General features: G+C 66.0%; 16 protein-coding genes. 11 read left to right on the forward strand and 5 right to left on the reverse strand.

What is annotated here, in order from left to right; genetic code table 11:
* Positions 1-31 precede the first annotated feature (31 nt).
* The 7 genes from GRB96_RS10305 to GRB96_RS10335 all read left to right on the forward strand — a co-directional run bounded on the left by GRB96_RS10305 (position 32) and on the right by GRB96_RS10335 (position 7704).
* Positions 32-1243: a thiamine pyrophosphate-dependent dehydrogenase E1 component subunit alpha gene (locus tag GRB96_RS10305; RefSeq protein ID WP_161432053.1), complete on the forward strand. Its 1212-nt coding sequence runs from the start codon at positions 32-34 to the stop codon at positions 1241-1243.
* Position 1244: 1 nt separating this feature from the next.
* On the forward strand, positions 1245-2222 hold the full coding sequence (locus tag GRB96_RS10310; protein ID WP_161432054.1) for an alpha-ketoacid dehydrogenase subunit beta: 978 nt from the start codon (positions 1245-1247) through the stop codon (positions 2220-2222).
* A 37-nt stretch (positions 2223-2259) separates the two neighbouring features.
* Positions 2260-3903: a dihydrolipoyllysine-residue acetyltransferase gene (locus GRB96_RS10315; protein ID WP_161432055.1), complete on the forward strand. Its 1644-nt coding sequence runs from the start codon at positions 2260-2262 to the stop codon at positions 3901-3903.
* 5 nt (positions 3904-3908) lie between these two features.
* Entirely contained in the window at positions 3909-5732 is a 1824-nt protein-coding gene (locus GRB96_RS10320) for a protein kinase domain-containing protein (RefSeq protein ID WP_161432056.1), read from the forward strand.
* An 80-nt stretch (positions 5733-5812) separates the two neighbouring features.
* A complete protein-coding gene (locus tag GRB96_RS10325; protein WP_338074055.1) occupies positions 5813-6205 on the forward strand; it encodes an antitoxin Xre-like helix-turn-helix domain-containing protein in 393 nt (130 codons plus the stop codon).
* Entirely contained in the window at positions 6199-6891 is a 693-nt protein-coding gene (locus tag GRB96_RS10330) for an RES family NAD+ phosphorylase (protein WP_338074029.1), read from the forward strand. The genes GRB96_RS10325 and GRB96_RS10330 overlap by 7 nt, the downstream gene beginning before the upstream one ends.
* A 12-nt stretch (positions 6892-6903) precedes the next feature.
* Positions 6904-7704 (forward strand): hypothetical protein, encoded by an 801-nt coding sequence (locus GRB96_RS10335; protein ID WP_161432058.1) that lies wholly within the window; start codon positions 6904-6906, stop codon positions 7702-7704.
* Between the two features lie 14 nt (positions 7705-7718).
* Here GRB96_RS10335 and GRB96_RS10340 read toward each other — a convergent pair whose 3' ends face one another.
* The 4 genes from GRB96_RS10340 to GRB96_RS10355 all read right to left on the reverse strand — a co-directional run bounded on the left by GRB96_RS10340 (position 7719) and on the right by GRB96_RS10355 (position 11204).
* Complete coding sequence (locus GRB96_RS10340; RefSeq protein ID WP_161432059.1) at positions 7719-8255, reverse strand: winged helix DNA-binding protein; 537 nt, start codon at positions 8253-8255, stop codon at positions 7719-7721.
* 2 nt (positions 8256-8257) lie between these two features.
* Positions 8258-9553: a TRAP transporter large permease gene (locus GRB96_RS10345; RefSeq protein ID WP_161432060.1), complete on the reverse strand. Its 1296-nt coding sequence runs from the start codon at positions 9551-9553 to the stop codon at positions 8258-8260.
* 16 nt (positions 9554-9569) lie between these two features.
* Positions 9570-10121 (reverse strand): TRAP transporter small permease, encoded by a 552-nt coding sequence (locus GRB96_RS10350; RefSeq protein ID WP_161432061.1) that lies wholly within the window; start codon positions 10119-10121, stop codon positions 9570-9572.
* 78 nt (positions 10122-10199) lie between these two features.
* Entirely contained in the window at positions 10200-11204 is a 1005-nt protein-coding gene (locus GRB96_RS10355; protein WP_161432062.1) for a TRAP transporter substrate-binding protein, read from the reverse strand.
* Positions 11205-11405: 201 nt separating this feature from the next.
* On the opposite strand from GRB96_RS10355, the gene GRB96_RS10360 reads away from it, so the two are divergent.
* Genes GRB96_RS10360 through GRB96_RS10370 form a run of 3 tightly spaced genes read left to right on the forward strand, consistent with a single transcriptional unit; the run spans position 11406 to position 13839 of the window.
* Complete coding sequence (locus tag GRB96_RS10360; RefSeq protein WP_161432063.1) at positions 11406-12167, forward strand: 5-oxoprolinase subunit PxpA; 762 nt, start codon at positions 11406-11408, stop codon at positions 12165-12167.
* Positions 12164-12898 (forward strand): 5-oxoprolinase subunit PxpB, encoded by a 735-nt coding sequence (gene pxpB / locus GRB96_RS10365; protein WP_240894153.1) that lies wholly within the window; start codon positions 12164-12166, stop codon positions 12896-12898. Before GRB96_RS10360 ends, pxpB begins: the two co-directional genes overlap by 4 nt.
* A complete protein-coding gene (locus GRB96_RS10370; protein WP_205743523.1) occupies positions 12895-13839 on the forward strand; it encodes a 5-oxoprolinase subunit C family protein in 945 nt (314 codons plus the stop codon). Before pxpB ends, GRB96_RS10370 begins: the two co-directional genes overlap by 4 nt.
* A gap of 6 nt (positions 13840-13845) precedes the next feature.
* Here the strand turns inward: GRB96_RS10370 and GRB96_RS10375 are convergent, their stop codons facing one another.
* Complete coding sequence (locus GRB96_RS10375) at positions 13846-14058, reverse strand: ribbon-helix-helix protein, CopG family (protein ID WP_161432064.1); 213 nt, start codon at positions 14056-14058, stop codon at positions 13846-13848.
* A gap of 171 nt (positions 14059-14229) precedes the next feature.
* Between GRB96_RS10375 and sugE the strand changes: the two genes are divergently transcribed.
* Complete coding sequence (sugE, locus tag GRB96_RS10380) at positions 14230-14544, forward strand: quaternary ammonium compound efflux SMR transporter SugE (protein ID WP_161432065.1); 315 nt, start codon at positions 14230-14232, stop codon at positions 14542-14544.
* Positions 14545-14554: the final 10 nt, after the last annotated feature.

Raw genomic sequence — 14554 nt, forward strand, 5'->3', positions numbered from 1 at the left:
ACTGCCCTCAAAAGGGGTAGAGGATGCCAAGATGACAACGACACAAGATATCCATTCGCCGCAGTTCCTCAGCGGCGACGAGTTCTCCATTCCCACCTTCCGCCTGCTGACGCAGGACGGCAGCCTGTATGACGGCGCCGAGGCGCCCGAGCTCTCCCGCGAGCAGGCGCTGAAGATCTATCACGCCATGGTGGCCACCCGGGTGCTCGACGAGCGCATGATGGCGGCTCAGCGCCAGGGCCGGCTGTCGTTCTACATGCAGTGCACCGGCGAGGAGGCCGCGGTCATCGGTGCCACGGCGGCGCTCGATGATGCCGACATGATCATGGCCCAGTACCGCGAGCAGGGGGCGCTGGTCTATCGCGGCTTCAGCTACGACGAGTTCATGAACCAGCTGTTCGGCAACGAGCTCGACTACGGCAAGGGGCGGCAGATGCCGATCCACTACGGCTCGCGCAAGCTGCACTACATGACCATCTCCTCGCCGCTGGCCACCCAGATTCCCCAGGCCGCCGGCTACGCCTACGGTCAGAAGCTCACCGGCGAGGGGCACTGCACGCTGTGCTTCTTCGGCGAGGGCGCCGCCTCAGAAGGTGACTTCCACGCCGCGCTCAACATGGCCGCGGTGCACGAGGTGCCGGTGATCTTCTTCTGCCGCAACAATGGCTACGCGATCTCCACCCCCTCCATCGAGCAGTTCGCCGCGGACGGCGTGGCGCCGCGGGCCTTTGGCTACCGCATGCACGTGATCCGCGTCGACGGCAACGACATCCTGGCGGTGCTGTCGGCGACCTGCGAGGCGCGGCGCATCGCCGTGGAGCACAACAAGCCGGTACTGATCGAGGCGATGAGCTATCGTCTGGCGGCCCACTCCTCCTCGGACGACCCCTCCGGCTATCGCTCGAAGAAGGAGGAGGAGGCCTGGCGCGAGAAGGATCCGATCCTGCGCATGCAGCACTGGTTGACCGAGCAGGGGTGGTGGAACGACGACGAGGAGAAGGCGCTGCAGGAGTCGCTGCGCCGCGAGGTGCTTGAGACCATGAAGCGCGCCGAGAAGCGCCCGCCACCCCCGCTGGACAGCCTGGTCAGCGATGTCTATGCCGACGTCACCCCGGCCCTGCAGCGCCAGCTCGACCGCCTCAAGACCCATATCCGCCAGTATCCGGAGAGCTACCCGAAGGGGGCGCGCTCCCTGGACCCGGACGTGAAGGTCCGCGACGACGCCAGCCAGGGAGGGGAGTGAGATGCCGACCATGAACATGCTGCAGGCGATCAACAACGCCCTGGATATCGCCATGGCCGAGGACGACAAGGTGCTCTGCTTCGGCGAGGACGTCGGCATCTTCGGCGGCGTCTTCCGCGCCACCAGCCACCTGCAGGAGAAGTACGGCCGCACGCGCTGCTTCAACACGCCGCTGGTCGAGCAGGGCATCCTCGGCTTCGCCAATGGCCTGGCCGCCCAGGGCTCGGTGCCGGTGGCGGAGATCCAGTTCGCCGACTACATCTTTCCGGCCTTCGACCAGATCGTCAACGAGACCGCCAAGTTCCGCTACCGCTCGGGCGACCTGTTCAACGTCGGTGGCCTGACCATCCGTGCTCCCTACGGTGGCGGCATCTCCGGCGGGCTCTACCACTCCCAGTCGCCGGAGGCCTACTTCGCGCATACCCCGGGGCTCAAGATTGCGGTGCCGCGCAATCCCTATCAGGCCAAGGGACTCCTGCTGGCGGCGATCCGCGATCCCGACCCGGTGCTGTTCTTCGAGCCCAAGCGGCTCTATCGCGCCTCCACCGGCGAGGTGCCGGAGGAGGACTATCAGCTGCCCCTCGGCGAGGCGGAGGTGACCCGCGAGGGCACCGACGTCACCGTGCTCGGCTGGGGTGCGCAGATGGAGGTGATCGACCGCGCCGTGGAGCTGGCCGAGAAGGAGGGCATCTCCTGCGAGGTGATCGACCTGCGCTCGATCCTGCCCTGGGACGAGGAGAGCGTGGTGGAGTCGGTGCTCAAGACCGGGCGGCTGGTGATCACCCACGAGGCGCCGCTGACCGGTGGCTTCGCCGGCGAGATCGCCGCGACAGTGCAGGAGCGCTGCTTCCTCTACCTGGAGTCGCCCATCGCCCGGGTGACCGGCCTGGATACCCCCTTCCCGCTGACGCTGGAGAAGGAGTACCTGCCGGACCACCTCAAGGTGTTCGAAGCGATCAGGGCCAGTGTGGCCTTCTGATCCGATATCGGAAGCGACCAGTCGAGGAGACGACGAGATGAGCGATTTCATGCTGCCCGATATCGGCGAAGGTATCGTGGAGTGCGAGGTAGTGGAGTGGCGCGTGGCCGAGGGTGACGTGATCGAGGAGGACCAGCCGGTGGTCGAGGTGATGACCGACAAGGCGCTGGTGGAGATCACCGCGCCGGAGGCGGGACGCATTACCCGGCTGCATGTGGCGAAGGGCGACACGGCCCGTGTGCATGCGCCGCTGTTCGCCTATGAGGCGGAGGGTGAGACAACTAGCGCGGCGGCTGCCGAGCCGTCGGCCGGTGCCGCGGAGAAAGTAGCCGCGCCGGAGCCCTCGCCTGCGCCGGCTGCCACCGGAGGCAAGACCAAGGACTTTATCCTGCCCGATGTGGGGGAGGGGATCGTCGAGTGCGAGGTGGTCGAGTGGCGGGTCCAGGAGGGCGAGACCATCGCCGAGGACCAACCGGTGGTCGATGTGATGACCGACAAGGCGCTGGTTGAAATCACCGCGCCCGAGGCGGGGGTGGTGAGCAAGCTGCATGTCGCCCAGGGCGAGATCGCCCGGGTCCATGCGCCGCTCTATGCCTATCGCCCGGAACATGCCGAAGGCGAGGGTAGCGAGGTTTCCGGCGCCGCCGAGCCAGAGCCGAAGCCTGTGACCCGAAGTGTATCGTCCGCCGATAGTGGCGATGCACGGGAGGCAAAGCCTGGCCGGGGCCCCTCAGAGCCTGGCCGGGGCCCCTATGGACGGATCCCCGCGGCGCCGGCGGTACGACGGCTGCTGCGCGAGCACGGCCTCTCCCTGGAAGCGGTCCCCGGCAGCGGCAAGCAGGGGCGCGTGCTCAAGGAGGATGTGCTGAGCTATCTAGAGAAGGGCAAGCTAGAGAAGGGCGAGTTCGAGCAAGGCAAGGCGAGCGCCGCCGGCGAGAAGGCGACGGCCGCTTCCTCTGCGCCCCCCGCCCAGGGAGAGCCCCGGGTGGAACCGCTGCGTGGGGTGCGCGCGGTGATGGCCAGACGCATGGTGGAGGCGGCCAGCACCATTCCCCACTTCCAGTATGGGGAGGAGATCGATGTCACCGAGTTGCTGGCGCTGCGCGAGCGGTTGAAGCCGATGGCCGAGGCCGAGGGGGTGCGCCTGACGCTGATGCCCTTCTTCATGAAGGCCATGGCGCTGGCGGTGCGCGAAGCGCCGATCCTCAACGCCCGGCTCAACGACGCCGGCGACGAGATCCACTACCTGCCGTCGGTGAACGTCGGCATGGCGGTGGATAGCCGTGCGGGACTGCTGGTGCCCAACGTCAAGGGCGTGGAGCGCCTCTCGCTGCTCGGCATCGCCGCCGAGGTGGCGCGGCTTACCCAGGCGGCGCGCTCGGGCAAGGTGGCCCAGGAGGACCTGCGGGAGGGCACCATCAGCATCTCCAATATCGGGGCCCTGGGCGGTACCTATGCTGCCCCCATCATCAACGCCCCGGAGCTGGCTATCGTCGCCATCGGCAAGACCCAGTGGCTGCCGCGCTTCGATGCCGAGGATCAGGTGGTCAAGCGGGCGATCATGACGGTGACCTGGGCGGGCGATCACCGGGTCATCGACGGTGGCACCATCGCGCGCTTCTGCAACGCCTGGAAGGGCTACCTCGAAGCACCCGAGACGATGCTGCTGAACTTGAGCTGATGCCCATGCCTCAGGCGCCCTTGCAGCAGTTCTATATCCCCGAGGAGCAGTCGGTCTACCTGCTCAGCCAGGATGACGCCCGCAAGCTCAAGGCGTGGGTGGCGCTCTGCCAGGAGCAGCTGGAGCAGCTCGGCTACCGGGATATCGAGCTGGTCGGCAAGGGCGCCTACGGTTTCGTCTTCGCCGGGGTCACCGCCCTGGGGGACCAGTACGTCTTCAAGTTCACCCGGGTCAACCTGCCCCAGCATCTGCAGGATCGCCTCGAGGAGGAGGCCTTCATGCTGGAGCAGGTCGACCATCCGCGGGTGCCGCGGTTGATCGCCTATCAGCGGGTGCGGCACCAGTCGATCCTGGTGATGCAGCGCGCGCCGGGCTTGAACCTCGAGGAGGTCTCGCTGCGTGAGGGGCGACTCTCGCCTCGGCTGGTCGTGCGCATCGCCGACCAACTCGCCGATATCCTGCGCGCCCTGCGGCGCGAGTCGGGCCCCGCCGGAAAGCCCATCGTGCATGGCGATATCAAGCCCTCCAACCTGGTCTTCGATGCCCGCGACGAGACCATCGCCCTGATCGACTGGGGCTCCTCGGTGTTCGCCCAGCTCGATGCCAACCAGCAGTTCGTGGCTTCCAATGTCATGGAGCTGATGTCCGACAACCTGCAGCAGACCAATGCCCGGCTGGGGGATGTCTACTTCATCGGCGAGGAGCAGTTGAACGGGGCGCTCTCCTCGCCGCGCTTCGACGAGCAGGGAGCGGCCGGCACCCTGTATGCGCTGGCCTCGGCGCAGTCCTGTCGCTTCGGCTATCACGCCATCCCGGCCACCTCCTTGGGTCTGCCGGTGGAGTTCGCGCGCATGCTCGACGGCATGCTGGATCCTGACCCGCGTCTGCGGCTCAAGGCAGGCGACCACTTCATTCGCGAGATGCCGCGCCTGGCGCGCACCGTGATGATCGACCTGCCCGAGACGGCCGAGGTGGCGCTGGTACCGGTATGGGCGCGCCCCGCCAGCCGCGAGATCGACACCGTAGTGTACAGCTCGCGCAAGGCATTCCTGCGCGAGGAGGGCGCTCCGGAGACCCTCAACGATGTCAATGACGTGCAGCTGGATCGCTACTACAAGAACTTCATGCAGGGCATGGGGGAGACCGAGAAGGCCTTCCTCGCCGCGGTGAGTCGCCTCGGCCGCTATCCGGTAGTGGGCGGGCTCGCGGTGCGCTGGGAGAGCGACGGGGTGTATATCGACACCACCCTGAACCTGCACGATCCGGCGCTGAAGCCGGCCTTCATCGCCGCGGTCAACAACATGGTCAACCTGGCCCGGGCCATCTACCGCCGGGGGATCTTCAAGAGCTGCCTGTTCAATGCACGCGATACCCTGCACCTGGAGCGTGAGAGCCCGGAGCAGCCATTCGTGAACGAGCCGGGCATGCGGCTGCACTACGAGGTCAGCGCGGTGCCGGAACTGGAGGATCGGGCGCGCCTGCACAGTTACTTCGAGGATGGCCCCGACCCCGAGGAGTTCCTGGTGCTGCCCGAGGCGATCATCACCTCCCTGGAGGCCCTCAACGATATCCACCACACCGGCATGATCATCTTCGAGGCGCTGCCGGCGCATCTCAAGATCCACAGCTACTACCGCCTGCTGGATCCCTCTCGCGAGGCCGAGTTTCGTGCCCGGCTGGAGGAGATCCTCGCTGCCGTGGGGCTGATCGAGGGGCTCGGCGTCTCCGGCTTCATGAAGATGCCCTACAAGGACACCCGCTTCTTCCCTCATGTGGAGCGCCAGCCGGAACGGTTCTACCCGCGCAATCCACGTCAGGTCTTCGACTAGAACGTTCCGTGTCTGGTGGTGGAGTTATGCTATTATTGTGTCTGTAGATACATAGCGTTAAGGGGTTAACCATGGCCACCATGGAAGCACCGGCAACCGACAGGTCGAAAAGTGCCACCGGATTGAAGACTGCCGTCGCGATCCTGGAGAAATGGGGAGCGAGCGGTGAACAGGTCGCGGCAATCCTGAGGGTATCGCGCAGTACTTATGCCCGGGCCAAGCGAGCTGACCCCGAGTGGCGGGTCAGCCTGGACGAGGATCAGCTGACGCGTGTCAGCCTGGTGCTTAACCTCCATGCAAGCCTGCGGGTCCTCTTCGACAATCCCCGCAACCTCTATGGCTTCATGGCCATGGCCAACCATAATGCGCCGTTCCATGGACGCTCGCCGCTCGAGGTGATCTCGGGTGGCGACATGCTGGTGCTCTACGATGTCTTTCGCCATATCGATAGCCTGCGAGGCGCCCAGTGGTAGCACTGTCATCGCTACCGCGGCTGGAGGCGAGTGCGCAGCAGGGCTATCGCCTGGTCAACTCCAAGTTCCCACCCATCCACCTCTTCGACGATGTCGCCAGTGCGGATGAGTTCCAGGCTCTCCATGAGCTCCAGGCATTGACCAACCCCCGGCTACGCGCCGAGGTGGGGGATCTGAGTCTGCTGCCCATCGAGGAGATTCCCTTTGATACCCCGGGCTGCTCCTATGCCGTGGCACCTTTCACCCACGTCAATCCGGCAGGGTCGCGCTTCAGCTCGGGAGAGTACGGTGTGCTATATATTGCCGATGCCATGGCTACGGCACTGTCCGAGGTGCGGCATCATCAGGAGGCCTACTGGCGCAATCTGCCCGATCTTAACTATGAGCGCTTCGTGTTGCGGGGCTTGAACTGCCGATTCCACGAGACAGCCATGCTGGATGCTCTCGGACTCCCCGCAACTCATCCGATCTATGACCCGGACGACTACACGGCGGCCCGGACATTGGGGCAAGGCGTTAAACGCGCCGGCCTGCCGGGGCTTCGTTACCGCTCGGTACGCCGTCCCGGTGCTGCCTGTTGTGCGCTGCTTACCCCGAAACCGGTGATCTCTATGGTCCAGACCGCTCACTATGAGATGGTCTGGAATGGCACCATCACCGGCGTTAACCGGCTGTCCTCCCCCTGAACAGGAACCCAGATGTTAGAGCCCATGCTGTTCAAGCTGCTGGCCACCGCCGGCATCGTCATCCTCGTCGCCCTGGCGGTGGCCCGGGTGGGGCCGCGCCTGGGCGGCATCCTCGCCGGCACCCCGGTGATCCTGGGGCCTGGGTATTTCTTCATGCTGCGCGAACAGGCTCCGGCCTTCGTGCAGGAGGCGGTTCTCTCGACGCTGCATGCGCTGGTGGCCACACTGCTGTTCACGGTGTGCTTCGTGATCAGCGCCGCCCGGCTGTCGGCGGTGAAGAGCCTGGGGCTCGCCAGCCTGCTGTGGGTGCCGGCAGCCATGCTGTTTACCCAGCTGCCCGGCGGGCTGATGGGCGCCCTGGGCGCCTACCTGGCGGTGCTGGTGGTGGCCGAAGGGATCAATCGCTGGCTCAGCCTGGGACAGCCGGTGGTGGTGGCGAGCTCGGGGTGGCTCGACCTGCTGCTGCGGGGGCTGCTGGCCGGTGGCCTGGTGAGCCTTGCCACCACCCTCGCCGCCCGGGCGGGACCGGGCTTCTCCGGCATCATCCTGGGCTTTCCGGCCGGCATCCTGACCATCGCCTGGGCACTGCATGAACGCTACGGGGCGGAGGTGGCGCGCATGACGGTGAGCATGACTCAGCGCGGCATGCTCAGCCTGCTGGCCTTCTGTGCGGTGAGCTATCTCGGCGTGGGACGGTTACCCGGGATGGTGGTATTCGCGCTCTCCCTGGCGGCCTCGATGGCCACCAGCTCGCTGCTGTTCATGTTCAGCCTGTGGCGGGCGCGGCGACTCTACGCCCGCGAGGCGGGCTGAGACCGCCTCGCGGGCTATAGCGAGGCTGCCGCCCGGGCGGCCTGGTCGTAGAGACCCGACATGGCGCGCAGCATGCCGGCCAGCCGGCTGGTCTCCTCGGGTTCGATACCCAGCGAGGAGAGCGACTCGATCAGACAGTCCTCACGAATCTCGGCATAGCGCTGGCAGGTGCTGCGCCCGACATCGGTGGTGCGGAAGAAGGTCTCCTTGCCATGCTTCTCACCGCGCACCAGTTCCAGCTTAGTGAGTTTCTTCAGCGCGTAGGTCACGGTATGGCTGTCCTCGACGTTGAGTACCAGACAGATGTCTGAGAGTCGCTTGGCGCGCTTGCGATGGTTCACGCTGTGCAGCACCAGCACGTCCAGGGGTCCCAGCTCCGGGTAACCGGCCGCGGTCATGCAGCGCACCATCCAGCGGGTGAAGGCGTGGGACGCGATGATCAGGCCGAACTCGAACTCCGACTGCTCCTGGGCCCGGTGCGAGAGGTGCTCCGAGGAGACGATGGGGCCGCTGGTGCGGCCCTTGGGGGAGGAGGGGGCGGATACTGGCATGTCTAGTTGCTCATGGCGTTGGGCAGGTAGGTGACGATCGCGGGGAACAGGCTGATCAGCACCACCCCGAGCATCATCAGGAAGAAGAACGGCATGGCAGCCCAGGCGATGGACAGGATATTGCGTCCGGTCATGCCCTGGAGCACGAAGAGGTTGAACCCCACCGGCGGCGTGATCTGCGACATCTCCACCACGATCACCAGGAAGATGCCGAACCATATCAGGTCGATACCTGCCGCTTCCACCATGGGCAGCATGATCGAGGTGGTCAGCACCACCACCGAGATACCGTCAAGGAAGCAGCCCAGCAGGACGAAGAACAGAGTCAGCGCGGCCAGCAGCATCCAGGGCGACAGGTCCATGGTGCCTATCCAGGCAGCCAGGTCGCTGGGCAGGCCGGTGAAGCCCATGGCAGCAGTCAGGAACGAGGCGCCGGCGAGGATGAAGGCGATCATGGTCGAGGTACGCACCGCGCCGAGCAGGGCATCGCGGAAGGTGGTGCGGTTCATGTTGCCCTGTACGCGTGCCAGGATCAGCGAGAGTACGACACCCACGGCGGCCGCCTCGGTGGGGGAGGCCAGGCCGGTGTAGATGGAGCCGATGACGCCGACGATCAGCGCCAGCATGGGAATCAGGCGGCGTGCGCGGCGCAGCTTCTCGGCCAGTGGCAGGCTCTCCTCGGCGGGCGGGACGCGATCCGGATAGCGCCAGGACCACAGCATCAGGTAGAGGCCGAACAGCGAGATCAGCATCAGGCCGGGCAGGATACCGGCCATGAACAGGCGCGAGATGGACTGGTCGGTGGCCACGCCGAACACGATCAGGATGATCGACGGCGGAATCAGCAGCCCCAGGGTGGCGGAGCCGGCCAGGGTGCCGATGATCAGGCTCTCGTCGTAGCCGCGGCGGGTCAGTTCGGGAATGGTCATCTTGCCCATGGTGGCGCAGGTGGCCGCCGAGGAGCCGGAGACCGCGGCGAACAGTCCGCAGCCCACCACGTTGGTATGCAGCAGGCGGCCGGGGATGCGCTGCATCCAGGGCGACAGGCCGGTGAACATGTCATCGGCCAGGCGCGAGCGGAACAGGATCTCGCCCATCCAGATGAACATCGGCAGGGCGGTCAGCTCCCAGCTGTAGCTGGAGCCCCAGATATCCGAAGCCATGACATCGCCGGTGGGAATCGAGGTGAACTGGGAAAGGCCCAGCCAGCCCAGGGCGAGTAGCGAGAAGCCTACCCAGACACCGCTGCCGAGCAGCAGCAGCAGGGCGCCGAAGAGGACCAGCATCATGATAAGCATAGGGAGTCTCCAGGGCTCACTCGTGGCCGCTGTCGTCGATGGTGAAGGCGTGCGGCGCACGCACAGCGGCAATCAACGTCTGGACCAGGCTTTCGATCAGCACCAGGCAGAACAGCACCACGCCACTGAGCATGGCCGACTGGGGAATCCACAGCGGGATGCTGACGAGTCCGTAGGAGGTTTCGTTGAAGGCGATGCTGTCGTCGAGCAGCCAGTAGAGGTACCAGGCGAGATAGAGGGCAAGGGCCAGGGCGATGGAGAGGCAGAAGACCTCTACCCAGACGCGCAGCGCCGGGGGCAGGCGGCCGACCAGTAGGGTGACGCGAATATGGCCGCCGTGCACGAAGGTATAGGCGAGTCCCAGGAAGCTGGCGCCGACCAGCAGGAAACCGGAGATATCGGAAAGCCCGGGGATCGCCAGGCCGATCCGCTCGCCGCCGATGGCGGTGGCGATCTGGTCGATGATGCGGCCGACGATCTGGGCGGTAATCAACAGGCAGATCAGGGTCAGGCAGGCGGCGGCCAGATAGCCGCCGAGGTTATACAGTGGGCGTAGTCGATAGGTCATGGATGGCATCCCGTGGGGAGTTCGGCCGTGGAAAGCTCGGGATCGCCCCGGCCAGTGGCCGGGGCGGTCGGGTCGGGATTACTCCCGGGCGCTCTGGTAGGCCTCGAGGATCACCTGACCCTGTTCACCGGCGCTCTCGACCCACTCCTGGGTCATGGTCTCGCCCACTTCCTTGAGCTTCTCGGCCAGTGCCTCGCTGGGCTCGCTGACCACGATGCCGTTTTCCTCCAGCACAGCGATGGCGTCATCGGTCTCCTGGCGGCTCATCTCCCAGCCGCGGGTCTCGGCCTCGGCAGCGGCGTCGAGCAGTGCCTGCTGGGTGGCCTCATCCAGGCGCGAGAAGGCTTTCTCGCTGACGATGATCATGTTCTTCGGCAGCCACAGCTGGGCGTGATTGAAGTGGCTCAGGTAGTCCCAGGCCTTGGTGTCGGCGCCAGTGGCAGGCGAGGTGATCATGGCCTCGACGCGACCGGTGCTGAAGGCGGTGGGGATGTCGGGGACCTCGACCTGGGTAGGCACCGCGCCCACCAGCTGGGCGATGCGCTCGCTGGCGGTGTTGTAGGCGCGCATGCTCAGGTTCCTGAGGTCGTCGCCGCTCTCGATGGCCTGGTTGGTGTAGATGCCCTGGGGCGGCCACGGCACGGCGAACAGCAGGCGCAGGCCTTGCTGCTCGAGCTCCTCGGCGATGATCTCGCGAGAAGACTCCCACAGCGTCCAGGCATCCTCGTAGCTGGCGGCCAGATAGGGCACCGAGTCCACCTCGAAGATGGGGTTCTCGTTGGCCAGCCGCGACATGATCAGCTCGCCCATGGGCACGATGCCCCGGCGTACTGAGTTCTTGATTTCGGCGTGGCCGATCAGTGAGCCGTTTGAGTGCACGGTGATATCCAGCTCGCCGTCGGTGGCCTCGCGCACGTCGTCGGTGAACTCGCGAATGTTCACGGTATGGAAGGTGCGATCCCCATAGGGGGTGGGCATGTCCCACTCGGTGGCCGCCTGGGCAGAGGTGCCGAGGGTAGTCAGGCTGACGCCGAGGGCCGCGGCGGTGGCCAGGTGGGGAAGCCGCGATTGGATAGCAGGCATCGAGATGTCCTCGTGTAATGATCGTTGTTGTGAAGGTCACATGGGAGATGTCACCGACTACGCTTTCAGAGTGTAGTGGGTGGAAGGCCGAGAGGTTAGGCGCTGGCCGTTTGTCGAGTCAACGATACCTAGACGAATGGATGATGTGTTATGGGTAAAACGTTGATAAATTAATTCCATAATCTTGATCAGGAGACTCGCATGCCGTCACGTCCCTTGCTGCTCAATGCCGATATGGGCGAGAGCTTTGGCCCCTGGGTGATGGGGATGGATCATGAGGTGATGCCTCACGTCGACCTGGCCAACGTGGCCTGCGGCTTTCACGCCTCGGATCCCGATGTGATCCGCATGACGGTCCGCCTGGCCGCCAAGCATGGGGTGCGGATAGGCGCCCATCCCGCCTACCCGGACATGGTGGGCTTCGGCCGTCGCTCCATGGCCTGTTCGGCAGAGGAGGTGGAGAACCTGGTCCTCTATCAGCTGGGGGCGCTCTATGGGCTGTGTCGCGCCGAGGGCGTATCGGTGAACTATGTGAAACCCCATGGCGCCCTCTATAACGACATGGCCCGCGAACCCGAGATCATGGGGGCGGTGATGCGGGCGATACTCGCCTTCGACCCCGGCCTGCCGCTGATGACCATGGCCACCCGGGACACCCTTGCGGTGCGTGAACTGGCCGAAAAGCAGGGCGTCACCCTGTGGTTCGAGGCCTTCGCCGACCGCGCCTACGACAGCGAGGGCCGGCTGGTCTCCCGCCGCGAGCTGGGGGCGGTACACCACGACCCCGAGGTGATTGTCGATCAGGCGGTACGCATCGCCAGCGGCAAGCCGCTTGTCGCCAGCGACGGCAGCGACCTGATACTGGCGGCCGATACCCTCTGTGTGCATGGCGACAACCCCGAGTCCATCGCCGCGGTGAAGGCGATCCGCGAGGCCCTGTGCCGGCTCGGAGCCGAGGCATGAGTCGCGCGATGAACCGTAAGGAAGGATTGCCACGCATCGAGTCGGCCGGCCTGGATGGCTGGATGGTGCGGCTCTTCGAACGAATCGATGAGGAGAACCTGGCCTGGTTGGGCGCGCTGGCACGCCGCTGCGAGGCCGAGTTCGGTGCAATGCTGGTCGACCTGGTGCCGTCCTACACCACCCTGCTGGTGGTGTTCGACCCGCTTCGGCTCTCGCCTGCCTCGGCAAGGCAACGCCTGGCGGCGCTGCTTGTGGATCTCGAGCCGGAGACGGTGGCCGCGGGTGGTGAGGTGCGTGAACTGCCCACCTGGTATGACCCCAGCGTGGGCCCGGACCTCGAGCGAGTCGCGCGGCATGCCGGCATGAGCGTGGAGGCAGTGATCGACTGCCATGCCGGGCGGGAATATCGCGTCTTCGCCCTGGGGTTCGCCCCCGGCTTCGCCTTCATGGGGTTGCTCGATGAGCGCCTCGAGGTTCCGAGGCTCGACACGCCCCGCCAGAAGGTGCCGGTCAACAGTGTGGCCATCGCCGGGCGGCAGACCGCTGCCTACCCGGCGGTATCACCGGGCGGCTGGAACCTGCTCGGGCGCACTGCGGCACACCTGTTCGATCGTGACCGTGAGGGCTTCAGCCTGCTCAAGGTGGGGGACCGGGTACGCTTCGTGCCGGTGGATCGAGCCACCTTCGAACGCCAGGGCGGCGATGCGACGCCGGTGGAGTGTCACAAATGAGTAAATATACCGTTATCGGGCTTCGCGTCGAACATGCCGGCCCTCTGGCCCTCTTGCAGGACGCCGGCCGATTCGGCGTGCGCCGCCTTGGCGTGACCCAGGGCGGGCCGGCCGACCTGCACGGCTGGGCCTGGGCCAACCGCCTGGTCGACAATGCCTGGGGCACCCCGGCGCTGGAGATCACCTTCGGCGGTCTCAAGCTGGTTGCCGAGCGTGATCTGACGATCGCGGTGGCGGGGGGCGACCTGAGTGCCACCCTGGAGGGGAGGCCTCTTCCCCTGTGGCAGCCGGTAAGCCTGCGGGAAGGCCAGGCCCTGGCATTCGCTGCGCCGCGCAACGGCCTGAGGGCCTATCTGGCCGTGGCAGGGGGCTTCCAGGCCGAGCCGGTGCTGGGCAGCGTGAGCTGTGTGGTGCGTGAGGGGCTGGGCGGTTTCGATGGGCGCGGCGGCAAGCTCGCCGACGGTGACCGTCTGGCGGTGACCGCCGATGCTGGTCGACGCGTCCAGGAAAAGAGGGTACCCGCGGCGGAATGCCCGGACTATGCCTCGCCGGCAACGCTGGCGTTGCTGCCGGGTGCCCAGGTGGCGGATTTTACCGGTGACAGCCTGTTCGCCGCCTTCAACCGTCCCTGGCGGGTGGATGATCGTGCCGATCGCATGGGGGTGCGCCTGACCGGACCGAAGCTGACGTGCCGGATCGGTTCGTTGATCTCGGAAGGGATCGGACTGGGGGCGGTGCAGGTGCCCCCCGACGGGCAGCCCATCGCGCTGCTCAACGACCGTCAGACCATCGGCGGCTATCCGCGGCTGGGAGCGCTGACGCCGCTGTCGGCATCGCGCCTGGCCCAGTGTCTGCCGGGCCAGGAGGTGCGCCTGGCCGCCACCACGCTGGAGCGCGCGCTTTCCGGGCAACGCCGCTTCCGCGACGCCATGGCCGGCTGAACGCCCTCAGGCGCCCAGGCCGCTCTCGCGCAGCAGCTGGTCGATGCTGGTGGGCGCCCGGGAAGCCTGGCCGCCCTCCATCAGCAGCTCGGCCTCGAGTGCCGCGACGCCGCTTTCCAGGCAGCGTTCGATAAGTAGCGTCTTGCTCAGGCCGGTGGTCTGGACGAGGTGCTCGAGACGTTCATCCAGTTCACGCGGGAGTCGCAGTAGATGAGGCATGTCACGTTCTCCATTATTAGAGGCTTGCCGTGTTACCCGACATTGGCCATCCTTGCAGGCCTTCATGTCGCTACCATGACAGATTTTAAGGAGTGTGGCACCGGGACGACCCGGCTTGCCTTCCACGCTGCGGGGACGGCCTCGCCAAGCAAGGGATGAACGACCATGGGAATGGCCTGGACGCTACTGGTCCTGGCGGGGCTGCTGGAGGTGGCCTGGGCATTAGGGCTCAAGGCCTCGGAAGGTTTTACCCGGTTGTGGCCAAGCCTGTTTACCGTGACCACCATGCTGGTGAGTTTCTATCTGCTGGCCCAGGCCATGAAGGCACTGCCGGTGGGCACCGCCTATGCGGTGTGGGTGGGCATCGGGGCAGTGGGCACGGTGCTGCTCGGTATCCTGATCTACGGTGACAGCGCCTCTCCGCTGCGCCTGGCCAGCCTCGCGCTGGTGCTGGTGGGGCTGGTGGGCCTCAAGCTGGCGGGGTGATGCTGAGTAG

Source organism: Halomonas alimentaria, from assembly GCF_009902005.1.
GTDB classification, from domain to species: domain Bacteria; phylum Pseudomonadota; class Gammaproteobacteria; order Pseudomonadales; family Halomonadaceae; genus Halomonas; species Halomonas alimentaria.

Coding starts and splice junctions, on each gene's coding strand:
- GRB96_RS10305 (WP_161432053.1), top strand. CDS start 32: ATGACAACGACACAAGATATCCATTCGCCGCAGTTCCTCAGCGGCGAC.
- GRB96_RS10310 (WP_161432054.1), top strand. CDS start 1,245: ATGCCGACCATGAACATGCTGCAGGCGATCAACAACGCCCTGGATATC.
- GRB96_RS10315 (WP_161432055.1), top strand. CDS start 2,260: ATGAGCGATTTCATGCTGCCCGATATCGGCGAAGGTATCGTGGAGTGC.
- GRB96_RS10320 (WP_161432056.1), top strand. CDS start 3,909: ATGCCTCAGGCGCCCTTGCAGCAGTTCTATATCCCCGAGGAGCAGTCG.
- GRB96_RS10325 (WP_338074055.1), top strand. CDS start 5,813: ATGGAAGCACCGGCAACCGACAGGTCGAAAAGTGCCACCGGATTGAAG.
- GRB96_RS10335 (WP_161432058.1), top strand. CDS start 6,904: ATGTTAGAGCCCATGCTGTTCAAGCTGCTGGCCACCGCCGGCATCGTC.
- GRB96_RS10340 (WP_161432059.1), bottom strand. CDS start 8,255: ATGCCAGTATCCGCCCCCTCCTCCCCCAAGGGCCGCACCAGCGGCCCC.
- GRB96_RS10345 (WP_161432060.1), bottom strand. CDS start 9,553: ATGCTTATCATGATGCTGGTCCTCTTCGGCGCCCTGCTGCTGCTGCTC.
- GRB96_RS10350 (WP_161432061.1), bottom strand. CDS start 10,121: ATGACCTATCGACTACGCCCACTGTATAACCTCGGCGGCTATCTGGCC.
- GRB96_RS10355 (WP_161432062.1), bottom strand. CDS start 11,204: ATGCCTGCTATCCAATCGCGGCTTCCCCACCTGGCCACCGCCGCGGCC.
- GRB96_RS10360 (WP_161432063.1), top strand. CDS start 11,406: ATGCCGTCACGTCCCTTGCTGCTCAATGCCGATATGGGCGAGAGCTTT.
- pxpB (WP_240894153.1), top strand. CDS start 12,164: ATGAGTCGCGCGATGAACCGTAAGGAAGGATTGCCACGCATCGAGTCG.
- GRB96_RS10370 (WP_205743523.1), top strand. CDS start 12,895: ATGAGTAAATATACCGTTATCGGGCTTCGCGTCGAACATGCCGGCCCT.
- GRB96_RS10375 (WP_161432064.1), bottom strand. CDS start 14,058: ATGCCTCATCTACTGCGACTCCCGCGTGAACTGGATGAACGTCTCGAG.
- sugE (WP_161432065.1), top strand. CDS start 14,230: ATGGCCTGGACGCTACTGGTCCTGGCGGGGCTGCTGGAGGTGGCCTGG.